Source organism: Shewanella sp. 10N.286.51.B8 (genome assembly GCF_041469325.1).
Lineage (GTDB): Bacteria > Pseudomonadota > Gammaproteobacteria > Enterobacterales > Shewanellaceae > Shewanella.
Window position 1 is genome coordinate 1 of sequence record NZ_JBFRKG010000041.1, and the last position, 12820, is coordinate 12820.

The following is a 12820-nucleotide window of genomic DNA, read 5'->3' on the forward strand; positions in this document are numbered from 1 at the left end:
AATCCTGGTATCCCAGCCATCTTAGGCAATGTAGCTCAGCTGGTTAGAGCACAGCATTCATAATGCTGGGGTCGCAGGTTCAAGTCCCGCCATTGCTACCATGTTTAAAGGTAGGTTAGTGGGTAACGCTATGCTACTTAGTTAGAAAAGAGCAACAACAGAGTTTACACTATATATAATTAGTGTATATTCTGAGAAAGATTTGATGCGGGAGTGGTGGAATTGGTAGACACGCCAGATTTAGGTTCTGGTGCCGTAAGGTGTGAGAGTTCAAGTCTCTCCTCCCGTACCATCAAATTTTTTCAATATGTAAACCTTCCTTTATGAAAAGTTATACATAACCAATTTTGGGATATCGCCAAGTGGTAAGGCACCGGGTTTTGATCTCGGCATCCCCAGGTTCGAATCCTGGTATCCCAGCCAAATTTAGCCTCACGGTTAAAGCAAGAGCCCGTCTTATGATGGGCTTTTTGTTGCCTGAAATTTATGATTTATCTTCTTATATTTATCCATTATCACTTATCGATTGAGGCATATGATTATTTTTGTATGATGGATAAGTCATACGTTCCAAATTATTACTTTCTAAATTATTACATTCAGAGTCTGCCCAAAATGCCAATTAATCCAATTACAGAGTCAATGTGGCCTGAAATCTATAAACTCCAATCGCAAGTGTATGTGGATATTGAACCAGAGCCGCTCGAAGTCCTTCGGGATAAATGGCAGCATTCTGCTCACTGCTGTTTTGTCTATCAAAATGAAGAGCAAAAGGTAATGGCTTATCTATTGGCTCATGTTTGGGCTAATGAAACGCCTCCTAAGCTCTATCAGACACTTTCTGAGAAAAAGGAGGGTAGTAAATTGTTTCTACATGATTTAGCGGTATCTGCTCTATTAAAAGGCTCTGGAGTCGGTAAGCAAATGGTTGAGCAGTTAAAATTAATTGCTAAGCAATACAATTACTCACAAATACAACTTGTGGCAATACAAGGCTCAGTCCCTTTTTGGCAAAAAATGGGCTTTGAGATTGATCATGAGCAGGCGGCTAACGCAAGTTATGGCCCTGATGCTAAGATTATGAAGCAAGTGCTTTAATCAGTTTTACTTTCTAAGCCTTAAGCAAATAAAAAAATACGGCCAATTGGCCGTATTGTTAACTGATAAAAATTAATTAATCATTTATCGCTTACTTCTGTCTAGCTGGGTAAGAAGTCGATCGCCCAAATGGTTGTCATTGTTGCAACATCTTCTGCTGGGAAGGTGATTGAACGTAACACAACCTTTAGTTGGCGCTCTAATTTGGCATTGTTAAGCTGGCTTGATTGAATATCAACCCGACTAATGCTGCCATTAGGCAGGATCTCAATCTCAAACATGACTTTACCTTTGAGGAAAGGGTCTTTACGCAGAGCTCGATTATACAAGGCATATAAACGTGCTTTGTTCGCCTCAAGTGTGCGGCGTAATGCTGCCTCTGAACGTTGGCTTCCCGCAGAAGCCAGTTGCTCTTCCTCGGCAATTGCCCCTTGAGTAGCTAACACCTCCTCTTCTGCCAACCTAATTTGTTGGGTGTTTTTAGTGCTTAAAGCATCTGACACAACGGTTTGATTGACGGTAGAGGTGGTTAAACTCTCACTTTGGGTATTGGCCGAAGCTGCTAACATCTTACGTTTGACTTTCACTTCTTGCGCCTGCGTTTGTTCAAGGGCACTTTGAGATGCCGGCTTGATATCAAACGCTTCACGCATTGAAAAAAGCTCATCTTTCATGGCTGCTAGCCCTGAAGTTTGTGCTTTTTCTTTTGCGGCCTCACGGGTCATTGTCGGCTGTACTATTGGCTTTTCAACAGGTTTATCGATAGGCTTCTCTTCAACCTTTTCCGGTTCTTTTTCAAGTTCTGGCTCAGGTTCAGGAATAACTTCTGGCTTTTCAGGCACTGGAAGTTGTTTTTCTTTAAGCATTATTTTCGCTAACTGCGGTGGTAATTGCTCTTTAACTTCTCTTGGCACTTCAACTTGCTCAAGTAAAGGCACACCGATGCCGAACACAGCGTAAATGACCAGTAGTAACACTAAGATCTGTTTAAATAACCTATCTTGTTTACTGGGCTTAAATAAATCACCTATGTCGTTAAAGCTATTACCATTTGGGCTACTGCCATTAAACGAATGGGATAAGCTTGCTGCTGTCATGCTAACTCTCCTCAGCCGTTTTACTGGCTTGGCGTTCCACGGCTAATGACATATTTCTATATCCCGTTTCAGCACAAGCAGCCATAATTTGCTTTAACGCCATATAAGGTGTGCTGCTATCGCCAATAATGGTGACGGCACGGCCTTTTTCCTGTTCTGACTCTGTTAACTCAGTACGTTTACTCGCTTGGTATGTAAGCTCAGTAGTCATCGCTTCGATAAACTCAAGGTTTTCTTGTTCACTGAAGTTAGGCTTATCAGCACTATTTTGCCAAACAGCTCGCTCTTGGATAAGCACTGTATCTTTAAGTACTGTGATAACCAGGTTTTCAACTGGCAGTTCTTCAGCAATAGAGACAGGTAACTTTATCTTTTCGATATTTTGTAGAACGCGTACTTCAGATTGATTCACAATCAAGAAGAATACCAAAATCGTAAAGATATCCATCAAGGCAACTAAGTTAAGTTTGCCACCTGATTTAAAGCGCTTATGGTGCTTAGCAAGTCGTTTAGCTCTGGGTGATTGCTTCATGATTTGCCTCCTGTGGTTTCACTTACTTGTGTTTCAGCAAGTGATTCTTCAGGTGCATCGCCTAATGAGATAAGCGGAAACAGTTCAGCATCGACTAGATTAGCCGCAACCACTGCTTTGTATGAACGCACGGTATCCATTGCAGTCACAATGGTCTGATAATCGATATTAGATTCAAGCAAAAGCACTATGTCATTTTTATCGATTTCTTGTTGTTGAAAAGTCAGTTTAAGGTCTTGTAAGTACACAGACAAAGCCTTGAAATCATAACCTTGTTCTGTTGTTTCAATACGTTTAAGTAATATGCCCGCAGGGTAGTTGAGCTCAAGACTTTGCTGAGTAATGACCAGTTCCAATACTTTAGGTTCTTGATCATCTTCAGCTTGTTGAGATTCTGACATAACAGGCAATTGCAGATTTAGTATCCGTACTTGTGAAAATACCAAACTCAGTAATAACACAGGCACGAGCACGATCATCAAATTCATAAATGAAGTGATATCGAGTTCTGCATCTTCGGTATTAGGGCGACGACGGCGTCTCATAATTATTAGCCTCGGTCCGAATCCGCTTGCTTAGAAAATGACAGTGAATTAAGTAATTTAATGCCAGCCATTTCAATTGAATCAACAATAGTCGCAGTTTTAGTTTGCAGTGTTGAGTGAAATAGAATTAGCGGAATAGCGGTAATAAGACCAAATGCAGTGGTGTTCATTGCAACAGAAATACTGGAAGACAGCAGGTTAGCTTTTTCAGCTGGATCTGCACTGGCTACCGCAGAGAACGCTGCAATCAGCCCCATAATGGTACCCAGTAGACCAAGTAGCGTAGCAATATTGGCTAAGGTAGCAATAAATGGCGTGCGCTTTTCAAGTCTCAACATGTACTCCATGATGGTTTCTTCCATGGCGTATTCCACATCTTCACGGCGATTAGCTTGTGAAATTCTGACGATACCAGATTGCAATACATCAAATACAGGGGCTTTATTATTTTGCGCATGTTGACTGATTGTCGCGACATCACCGCTTTTAAGTGCTTCTTTGATTAACGAGAATGCTTTTTGGTTAGTGCGATGAGCTGAACTGAGATATAACCAGCGTTCGATAGTGATGGCCAAACCGACGACTAATACTAGGGCGATAGGGTATATGAACGGGCCACCATTTTGTAAAAATGCAATAATATGGTCGGTAAAACTCATGATATTTTCCTTTTTATAGAGTCGAACGAAGTTGTTTTTGACTCGTCCTAAATGTAGTTATTTTTTGTTACTGCTTTTTTGTTACTGCTTTGGGTTAAACTTTTATCTTGGTGAATACACCCTTTATTGTTTTGATGAAGTATTCACACTGAAATCACGTACCTCTTGTTGGAACTTTTTAGGGTTAATCGGTTTGAATTGCGGCAAGATGATTTGCATATTGTTATCTTGTATTGCTACAGGGTTGGTAATTCCTTGCCAAGGCATGATGTAAAGCACTTTGGGTTGCTCTTGCGTGCCGGTCACTTTACTTTCAATTAATACGGGTTTGTTTGCTGTGCTGACGGTTTCAGCGGCATTAAGCTGGCCAATGCTAATGACTGATAGCAGCAAGAGTGTCATAACAGCAATAACCGCTGCGTTTACACGGTATGTTGTCATCGGGGTTAATGAACTAACCATCTTATCCTTCTCCTTCTTGCAAATTGAGCCCAGCGCGCTGAATTTTTATTTCAACGCCAGCCAACCATCGCTGGGCTTGAACATCATCAGGTTTTAGCAATAAATAGGATTGATAATAACGTCTCGAATCTAATAGTTTTCCTCGGTATAGCTCGAGCAAAATAGCCAGGTTAACTTGTGCTTCTGGATAATTAGGCCAAATAGATAATGCGGTTAAATAATCTTTTTCTGCCTGTTCAAATTGACCTTGCTTTCTTGCTACAAGGGCCTTCAACTGAAAGGCGTAAGGGTTTTTATGGTTAACGGCAATGGCTTGATTTAACAAAGATTCAGCCTGACTAAAGTCACTTTTATTAATGGCGATTAAGGCTTTGTTTACTAATGCACCTGATAGGGTTGGCTGCGCCAAGAGTACTTGATCGAATAATACATCAGCTTGATCAAATTGCTGTTGTTTCATCAGAGCAAGCGCATCTTGATACTGAGTTAACACCGTACTGGGTACATTGGCTAAACGTTTCTGTGCTTGCTCAGCATATAAGTTGTAATTGTTGGCTGTTATGTCATTTAAAGCGCCATTACTTGCCGTTTGCTTGTTCGAGCTGTTCCCTACAGAGCCATTTGCCACAGAGCTAGCATTGCCATCATCTGTGTTAACCATATCCACCATACTGCTATCTAGGGCATCAATACCGTTAGCTTCGGCGTTTTCACTCGCTTGATCATTAGTCATCGTTGAGCATGCAGACAAGATCATTAGGCTGAAACCCATTAATAACTTGATGGTGACATGAGCTGAGGAAAGTGTGTTATTCACTTTATTATTCACCCGACTGTTTACTCTCTTACTTAAAGGTTTAGTGAATTGATTCAACGACATCATGTGTCACCTCCTGTTTGTTATATAACGCAGGTGACAGTTCAGTTAAGGTTGTGAAACTTTTGCCAATCCATTGGTCATAGATATTTTGCCAAGCTCGCTCAGTGTTACTGATATGAATTTCAATAGCCTTTTCCTCAAATGGATAGGCGAGCTCTTCAAGCAATATTTCGTACTCTTCCAGCGCTAATTCATCTAGGTCACTAGGGCGCTCAGAGTCCATAACATCAGCCGCTAACTGGCGATACATTTCAGCTAAGTTAAAGGTTGCTTGCGGCACATATTGTGCTCGTTGAAAGTCCAACACTTGCTGGTAATAATCAATAGCTTGTTTCATCGCGTCTTGTTTACGCTTCAAGGTTTTATTTAATGGCGCGGTTAGCTTAATCGCGATAAATGTTTGCTGGTGTGCTTGGGCTAATTCAGAAGCTGCAATAGAGGCAATTTCAATTTCTCGCCCAGCAAAGGTATTCGCTTTAGCTTGCTGCTTGGCGTGGAAGGTTAATATCTGGCGATACCAGTAATATTCCTTGTTGGGCTCGTTAGAAACTTGATAAAACTCGCTCATTTTAAGGCGTACTTCTTGTGCTACATCAAAAGGCTCAGGGTAATCTTTAGCGTATGTTCGATAGGTTAAGCGGGCTTTTTCGGTTTCGCCTGCTTTGAGGTAGTACTCCGCAGCAGTATATTGCGCCTCACGCTTTAGCGCTCCTTTGGGTTCATTGGCAACAATAATCAACAGTTGCTCAGCAGCCAATTCCCATTGTTCTAATGCTTCATATGACTGAGCAAGTTTTGCTGGGATTGATGCACTGAAGTGATGTTTAGGGTAACGCTTTTGAAATGGCACCAATACCGTAATAGCTTGTTGCCATTGCTGTTGCGAAAGCAAGATATTCGCCGCTTCAAACTCGCCACTGACTGCATATTTTGATTCAGGCACAGCTTTGCTAATCCGTAATAAATCGACAACAGCAAGTTGCGGATTGTCGTTCTTGTTAGCCTGTGCTTGGAAGTAAATGCTTGATGCTAATAAATCGCGCATTTCAACTCGTGATGTCGCTTGCTGCGCTGTCGGTGTTTGACTGACACTTAAATATTTTAACGCCAGATTATAAGATTGCTCAGCAAGGGCATATTGGCTTTGCTGATATAACCCGTGAGCATATAACTGAGTCACAAGTTGTACTTGTTTTAATTGAGTTTTAGGCAGCTGTTTACCGTGCTCTACTGGATTGATAACACTTGATTTATCTAGGGAGATATAAGCCTGAGGTTTTTGTACACTGGCTAATTCATCAGGTGTTTGTCGCGCTACTACCGCTATTTGTTCTGCACTTTTCTCAGAGGGTTGATTAATGACACCGTGAGTCACTAATACAAATTCGCTGAACTGGGCTAAATCCAGGTAATTTTTCGATGCAAATGAATATTGGGCGCCGTGAGTTGCAAGCTCTAGAGCGCGTTTATCATCTGGATAGTTGGCGATAAACTGTTTATCTAAGGCGACCCTCTCTTGGACAACGACCTGAGTGCTATCCAAATTTGCATTAGCTTGATTTTGTAGCGGCGTTAGGATTTCTCGAATTGTGATTGTGGTTGCATAAGCAGCCTGCTTTTTGAGGGCTATCTGCTCTTGGTTTAGCTGCTTATTTGGTTGGCTTAAGTGATCAGCTTGTTGGTTTGGCTGGTCTGCTTGAACCGAATCATCAATAGAACTGATTTCACCATAAGCGATAGTTTTATAACTGTTAAGTGCTTGTCTAAATTGCTTGGCTTCAAAATTAGCATCAGCAAACAGGTATTCATCAGTGTGAATATCTTTGCTGAGTAAGCTGCTTGCCTGTGGCAATTTTGCGAGTTGTAAGTAAGTACTTAATGCATTTGCAGCCACTTTAAAAGCGCTTACTCGGCCAATGCCTGCAGGCTGATTTTGCGCGTTGGCGTAAACTCTGCGGCTATGCTCATCACTAAATGCCAGTAAATGAGGTAGTAACTCTTGTTGATGCTTTGCACTTGCTTGACTCCAAAAAGTGCTATTTAACCCGTACTGGTTAATATAATCATTTTTGAGTTTATGCATTGAAGCAAATTTACCTTGGCGCTGATAAAGCTCAAGTAAAGCCAATGAGTAACGAGCAGACCAAATGTTATCTTGTGCCAAATCGATATAGGCTTGATAGGCCAGCTCTGCATCATGTTGCAGCTCTTGTTTCAGTAAGAATTTTGCTAAGTTATCAAATAGAACATGTTGATAAATAGGTAAGTAACGCGTGTCTTGTTTTGATGTCACCAGTGCAACTAAGGATACGGATTGTTGCTGCTGACTGAGTGAAATACTTAACACTCGCTGCGCATCAATTGCTAGGTTTTGCTCGCGACTGCTCAAACTGGCAAAACTGAAATCCGTTGCGGTTAACTCATTTTGCTTTGGTTTATGGTTAGCTAAAATCGTATCGAACACGGCTAAAAAGGTACTATCAGCCTCAGGTAAGCGATTCAGTTTAAACAGTGACCAGCCAGACATATAAATGCTGTTGAGTAAATATTTATCATTGTTATCAGCTGATTGAACCTGTTTATAAGCGCTTATCGCAGCAGGGTAATCTTGCAAGTTGTAATAGATTTCGCCGCGCCTAAAGTTAAGCTCCGCTAAATATTGAGTGTTAGGGTAGCGGGATAATAACGATTCCATCTCGATTAAGCTTTCATCTAGCTGGCCTTGCAAATCTAGCGCTTTTGCCAGTTGATACTGCAGATGCTCGTTATCAGCGCGATTAGGGTAGCGCTGTAATAGTGTTTGATACTCAGCGATTAATTTTACTAGCTGTTGATCGTTTTGCTTGAATTGTTGCAAAGCTTTTTGCTCTGCAGCTAACGGGTTAACCCCTGTATCTTCATCAAGAACTGTGGTTTCAAGCTCACCAAACATTTGCTCTTCAAGATTTTCAGTCTTAATTTGAACCAGACGATATTCAACGTGTGTTCTGACTTCTGGGTTGGGTTCTAATGTCAGTAATTGCTGATAAATTTGCGCAAGTTTTTGGCTTCGCTGCGCTTTTGTCAGAGCAAGTGAGTCCAATGAAACTTGGGGTTGTTGTTTGGCTAAATCAGTTAATGTCGCTCTTTTGGGATTGTTATTAGCTTGAGTATCTAGGGTGCTTTTACAACCGCTGACGCCAGCAATGATCATGCAGCTAACGAGTAGAGATAGCGTTGGTTTTGATGGGGTCATTATAATTTCTCCCCATTTATAACAGGTTGGGACATTTGCTCTAATACAGCCGCCATTTCATGGCGAGAGGCCAGTAATAACTGTTCAAGCTGAATTTGTTGCTCAGAAACAAAGGCTGAGATTTTTTGTTGAATTTGAGCTTTGGTTGAGGATTCAAGTGCTGCGATATTTTGAATTGTTGTAACCAGTCTCGTTTCTGCTTGAGCTTGGCGCTGCTCAAACGCAGTGGTTTGTTGCTGAGAATTGGCTAACTGAGCAAAGCGTTGTTGCTGCAGACTTACCAGTACGAGTTGTTGGTCGACTTGTTTAAGTAATTTTTTATGTTGCCATAATCTTTGAGGAAATTGCTGTTGCAACTCCCAGTTAAGGACTGCTTTAACGCGGTTTAGTCTTTGTTGATACTCTTCAGTGCTGCGCTGACCACGAATAGCCTTGATAACGTTTTCACTTTCATTGACGCGTTTAAGCCATGCTTGCTCTGCGTCATTGGCAAAAATATCTGCGTTTTCTTGTGCCTCAGCCTCAGTAATCATTTGTGCTAACAGCTGCTTTTGATTGGTTAACTGCTGAATCAATTCAGGATACTGGGTTTGGCTTTGCTGTTCGATGATGCGAGCTTGACGCTGTTTATTGAGTGTTAAGCTCTCTTTTATCCAGGCATTTTTTTGCTGCTGACGGTCAATATTGCTCGTTAACAGTGATAACTCAGATAAGGTATCGATATCGTGTTTCAGCTCTGGATTTTCTAAGGCTTTTTGCAGCCATTGACCATTAGCTCCCGTTTGAGCGTTTACATTACTGTTGAACAATAATGGCGTTAATTCTGTTTGCTTAATATCGGTATGAAAGCGTGCTAAGTCAGCTAATTGTTCAACATAGAGTTGCTCGGCTTGTTGATAGCTATATAGGCTCTCAGAAAGTGTGTTTTGCTGTTTGATTTGAGCAGAAATGAGTAATGCTGATTGCCAACCGAGCTGGGAGTATTGATAGTCACGTTTTAATAAATCAAGCAATGCCAGTGAAGTGTCATATCGCTTGATCTGCTGAGCTGAGAAGGCAAATAGAAATAGTGCAGACTCAGTGTAAGGACTGTGCTCAGGAAAATCTTGTAATTGATCGAATGCTGCTTGGTATAGACCTTGTTTAACATACAGTTGGGCTAACAATAATTGAGCATAATCATTAATGGCTTGCTGCTGGATTTGTTTGTCTGCCTTTAATTCATCAGCTGTCATTATGCTTATGTCAGTGATTTCTTTATTAACATTTTTACTAGAAACTTGAGCTCGTTGTTGTGGACTCTTTTCGGTAAATAAGCTTTGCCAGAAATTCGTTTCAGTTGCTGCTACGTTTATGTTTTTAATGCGTACCAGCAGTGTTTCTGCGCGTTGATAATCCTTTGCTTGCATCAATTGCAGTGCTTGGTTAAGCATGACGTAAGCAGATAATGCTGACTTTGCAGTTAATTCAGTATCTGCTTGGTTTGATCCCGCGGCTGACTCATCAAGTATTTTCGCTGAAGGAGTCACAGATGCAGGCCAATATGCCAATTGATGTAGGATCTGATATTGCTCAGCATATGAAGCAGGCAGTTGAGTGATATTAGCGAGGGTTTGCTGGGCAGCACTGTGTTTACCTTGCTCTATTTGTTGTTCTGACAACTGTAGTAGTGCGATAAGCTTTAGCTCATCAGCTGAGGTGGCAGTTTTATTGCCTTGCTTATCTTCGGTTGGTGGCTCAATACCTGCCAACTTATCGTTTGCTTGTTGTTGAATTAATGCTTGCTCGAACGTGGCCAACGTCTCAGTAGCTTGATGATGTAAACCGATGGATACCTGTAAGCCAGCTTCAAACAAATGGCTTTTTGCGGTATCAGCATCAAAGCGCTGTCTGTTTAGGCTAACTTGGCTTAATGCGGCGTTGTAATCACCTTCAAAATAAAAGTATAAGGCTTGGCGATAAAGTTTATTGCGCAGGTTAGCTTGCTGAGCAAGGGTTAAATTAGTTGCAGCCGTTGAATGAGCAACTTCAGTTGGTTGCTTATTTAGCTCATCAGTTGAGACATAAGTGGGCATATCAGCACTGATAGCTGCAGTTGAAAAACAGCCGCTAACGATAAGCAGTAATATCGCTTTTAGCTGAGGCGTTGCTACTGCATAGCGGCTAAAGTCAGGGAAAGCTTGGTTCATATTAACTGGCATAACCGTTATAAAACCCACTCTTCAACTTTCACATCTGCACGATAACTGGATTCATTATCTTCAAGTTTCAATTCCACCATCACGGTTTCATCTGTCTTTTCAAATTGATGAGTCACTGCTCTTTGTACGGTGCGACCTTCTGCATCAACACCGGTAAAAATAGCGGTAAGCTGATGCTGTCCCATTTTCAAATTTCCCATATAGACTTTTTGAATGCCGCCTTTTTCCAGTGCACGACGTTGGCGTTGGGTATATAAAAAACCGGCTACATTTTGCTGATTAATTTTTAGCTCGACACTGTCTAGGGTAAAAAAACGTCCAATATCCACTGACACAAATACAGCTATTTGAGTGCTTGCGGGGAACAATAAGTCTTCTTCAAGAATGAATAAATCACGATTTAATTTAATGACTTGGCTTTTGATGTTTTCAAGATCGCTTGCTACCTGACTCTGACTATCAGCGCTACCATTACCATTACCATTACCATTAGTCATTGCATTAGCACTCGCGTCACTATTAGTATTGGCTAACGCGGCACTTGGCTGCATCGCGCTCCAGAACACGGTTATAAATAGCCCCAAAGTGAGCCATATTTTAAAATTTGTAGATGACTTAACAGTGTTACCCTGCGCTGTACCTTGTCCAGTACCTTGATCTGTGTTGTTCATATTCCTACCTTGAAAATGGGCTAAATCGCTAACATTACGCAAAATGATTAAAAGTAAACGCTATAAAAAGCGCGGATGACGTTAGCGGAAAAATTGTAAAACGGTTCGTTACCTACGCCACCATCAGCAGTTGGATCTCTAAAGTTGTTGTAGTCGAAGGTGATGTAGTCCCATTGAATACTGGCTTCTGAACGAGTATCTCCAAAAGATAAGCTTTCAGGCATTAAATAAGTGACACCTAGGCCTAAGGTTAAGTCATTAAAGTCACTTAACTCTTTATCGCGGGCTAGGTAGTTTTGTGCATCTTGATAAGGGAATAAGTCACTATAAAATTCAGCTTGAGTTTGCTGGTAGTAACGCACTTTAAATTCAAGTTCTAAGAAGTCACCAATAGGGTGGCGGTATCCGAGTTCGACATCATTAGCATCAATTTCCCAGCTGTCGTTGAAGTAGCGATAATGAAAAAATAACGCCGCGCGATAGGGCAGAAAGTAGCTTGCCGATAATTTGGTTGAAAACGAGTTACGAGTCTCTGGATAGATTTCTGACTGATAGCCAACACCGGATGGGTTAGTTGTATCTATGTAGCGTACCGTACGGTATGGGTTATTGAGGTAACCTTCGTCAGCAATGGCTTCAAAGTTAAGTTGCGCGGTTAAGTTGCGAGTTAAAATTTGACTTATGCCTGCGCGAATACGGTACTGCTGGCTTTGTTCTTCAAATTGGTCATCGCCATTGCGGCGTATTTCATTATCACCATATGACACACCAAGACTTAAATTGGTTAAATCGCCAAAGGTATCTTGAGATACATTAACGCTAAAGGATTGTGCGAGGTAATCGTCTTCATCACTCTGGCGGGCATTAAAGGTCATTAAGGTCTTATCGTTGAGGTATTCGACCCCAACTTGGCCTTCATGGCGCTTTTCGCTATATGGACTTGCTGTACTGAGCACATCTACAGAGGCCGAAGAAATGCTATCGAGGTAGTAGTAGCCAGTAAACGCCAATGATTCTGAGGTCTTTTTTCGAAGCAATACCGAAGGACCGTCAATTTTCATCCCGCCGCCTTCATAGCTGTGATAAAGCACATCAGCGCGATCAGGCTCTAGCACTGCTGCTAGGCTGAGTGGCGAGCAGAGAATTAATCCTGTCAGTGTGGCTGTCTTTAATAAGCACTTGAGCATCTTAGTTACAACCACAGCCACCGCCTCCAGTTCCTTCTGCTCCGCGAGCAGACTCACGGGCCTCCAATACATGCGCTACGTGCATATTGGCAATGGGGTGCCTACCAAATCGCATAATAGGATCGGCAAGGTTTTGGCGTTCATAAGGTTTTACCCAAGGTTCTATGTCTAAACTTGAGCAGCCCGATATTATGAATAGTGACGACAGGGCCGTTATGAGCATGAGCATTTTTTTGATTGGATTCATCATAGG

At 41.6% G+C, this 12820-nt stretch carries 12 protein-coding genes and 3 tRNA genes; 4 read left to right on the top strand and 11 right to left on the bottom strand.

Going from position 1 to position 12820, the window contains the following annotated elements; all coding sequences use genetic code 11:
• Positions 1-24: 24 nt before the first annotated feature.
• The 4 genes from AB4160_RS15330 (at position 25) to AB4160_RS15345 (ending at position 1098) form a co-directional block, all read left to right on the top strand.
• Positions 25-101: transfer RNA gene (locus AB4160_RS15330), tRNA-Met, on the top strand.
• 106 nt (positions 102-207) lie between these two features.
• Positions 208-292, top strand: a tRNA-Leu gene (locus tag AB4160_RS15335).
• 56 nt (positions 293-348) lie between these two features.
• A tRNA-Gln gene (locus AB4160_RS15340) sits at positions 349-423 on the top strand.
• Positions 424-615: 192 nt separating this feature from the next.
• Positions 616-1098 (top strand): GNAT family N-acetyltransferase, encoded by a 483-nt coding sequence (locus AB4160_RS15345; RefSeq protein WP_372005404.1) that lies wholly within the window; start codon positions 616-618, stop codon positions 1096-1098.
• Positions 1099-1199: 101 nt separating this feature from the next.
• Here AB4160_RS15345 and AB4160_RS15350 read toward each other — a convergent pair whose 3' ends face one another.
• The 11 genes from AB4160_RS15350 to AB4160_RS15400 all read right to left on the bottom strand — a co-directional run bounded on the left by AB4160_RS15350 (position 1200) and on the right by AB4160_RS15400 (position 12817).
• Positions 1200-2195: an AgmX/PglI C-terminal domain-containing protein gene (locus AB4160_RS15350; protein ID WP_102532057.1), complete on the bottom strand. Its 996-nt coding sequence runs from the start codon at positions 2193-2195 to the stop codon at positions 1200-1202.
• A gap of 1 nt (position 2196) precedes the next feature.
• Positions 2197-2727 (bottom strand): biopolymer transporter ExbD, encoded by a 531-nt coding sequence (locus AB4160_RS15355; RefSeq protein ID WP_102528072.1) that lies wholly within the window; start codon positions 2725-2727, stop codon positions 2197-2199.
• Entirely contained in the window at positions 2724-3272 is a 549-nt protein-coding gene (locus AB4160_RS15360) for a biopolymer transporter ExbD (protein WP_372000575.1), read from the bottom strand. Before AB4160_RS15360 ends, AB4160_RS15355 begins: the two co-directional genes overlap by 4 nt.
• Positions 3273-3277: 5 nt before the next feature.
• Entirely contained in the window at positions 3278-3931 is a 654-nt protein-coding gene (locus AB4160_RS15365) for a MotA/TolQ/ExbB proton channel family protein (RefSeq protein ID WP_102438963.1), read from the bottom strand.
• Positions 3932-4054: 123 nt separating this feature from the next.
• Positions 4055-4393, bottom strand: a complete 339-nt coding sequence (locus tag AB4160_RS15370; RefSeq protein WP_102477096.1) for a hypothetical protein — start codon at positions 4391-4393, stop codon at positions 4055-4057.
• A 1-nt stretch (position 4394) separates the two neighbouring features.
• Positions 4395-5276, bottom strand: a complete 882-nt coding sequence (locus tag AB4160_RS15375) for a tetratricopeptide repeat protein (protein ID WP_372005408.1) — start codon at positions 5274-5276, stop codon at positions 4395-4397.
• Complete coding sequence (locus tag AB4160_RS15380; protein WP_372005411.1) at positions 5251-8508, bottom strand: tol-pal system YbgF family protein; 3258 nt, start codon at positions 8506-8508, stop codon at positions 5251-5253. Before AB4160_RS15380 ends, AB4160_RS15375 begins: the two co-directional genes overlap by 26 nt.
• Complete coding sequence (locus AB4160_RS15385; RefSeq protein ID WP_372005414.1) at positions 8508-10709, bottom strand: CDC27 family protein; 2202 nt, start codon at positions 10707-10709, stop codon at positions 8508-8510. Before AB4160_RS15385 ends, AB4160_RS15380 begins: the two co-directional genes overlap by 1 nt.
• A 5-nt stretch (positions 10710-10714) precedes the next feature.
• Positions 10715-11380, bottom strand: coding sequence for an AraC family transcriptional regulator (locus AB4160_RS15390; protein ID WP_372005417.1), 666 nt, complete (start codon positions 11378-11380; stop codon positions 10715-10717).
• A gap of 47 nt (positions 11381-11427) precedes the next feature.
• The gene (locus AB4160_RS15395) at positions 11428-12624 is read right to left on the bottom strand and encodes a DUF3570 domain-containing protein (protein ID WP_303502611.1); all 1197 of its coding nucleotides are present in this window, start codon (positions 12622-12624) and stop codon (positions 11428-11430) included.
• Positions 12569-12817, bottom strand: a complete 249-nt coding sequence (locus AB4160_RS15400) for a DUF4266 domain-containing protein (RefSeq protein WP_368389875.1) — start codon at positions 12815-12817, stop codon at positions 12569-12571. The genes AB4160_RS15395 and AB4160_RS15400 overlap by 56 nt, the downstream gene beginning before the upstream one ends.
• Between the last annotated feature and the right edge of the window lie 3 nt (positions 12818-12820).

Bases quoted from the DNA above. Each gene is read 5' to 3' on its own strand.
- AB4160_RS15345 (WP_372005404.1), top strand. From the start codon at position 616: ATGCCAATTAATCCAATTACAGAGTCAATGTGGCCTGAAATCTATAAA.
- AB4160_RS15350 (WP_102532057.1), bottom strand. From the start codon at position 2,195: ATGACAGCAGCAAGCTTATCCCATTCGTTTAATGGCAGTAGCCCAAAT.
- AB4160_RS15355 (WP_102528072.1), bottom strand. From the start codon at position 2,727: ATGAAGCAATCACCCAGAGCTAAACGACTTGCTAAGCACCATAAGCGC.
- AB4160_RS15360 (WP_372000575.1), bottom strand. From the start codon at position 3,272: ATGAGACGCCGTCGTCGCCCTAATACCGAAGATGCAGAACTCGATATC.
- AB4160_RS15365 (WP_102438963.1), bottom strand. From the start codon at position 3,931: ATGAGTTTTACCGACCATATTATTGCATTTTTACAAAATGGTGGCCCG.
- AB4160_RS15370 (WP_102477096.1), bottom strand. From the start codon at position 4,393: ATGGTTAGTTCATTAACCCCGATGACAACATACCGTGTAAACGCAGCG.
- AB4160_RS15375 (WP_372005408.1), bottom strand. From the start codon at position 5,276: ATGATGTCGTTGAATCAATTCACTAAACCTTTAAGTAAGAGAGTAAAC.
- AB4160_RS15380 (WP_372005411.1), bottom strand. From the start codon at position 8,508: ATGACCCCATCAAAACCAACGCTATCTCTACTCGTTAGCTGCATGATC.
- AB4160_RS15385 (WP_372005414.1), bottom strand. From the start codon at position 10,709: ATGCCAGTTAATATGAACCAAGCTTTCCCTGACTTTAGCCGCTATGCA.
- AB4160_RS15390 (WP_372005417.1), bottom strand. From the start codon at position 11,380: ATGAACAACACAGATCAAGGTACTGGACAAGGTACAGCGCAGGGTAAC.
- AB4160_RS15400 (WP_368389875.1), bottom strand. From the start codon at position 12,817: ATGATGAATCCAATCAAAAAAATGCTCATGCTCATAACGGCCCTGTCG.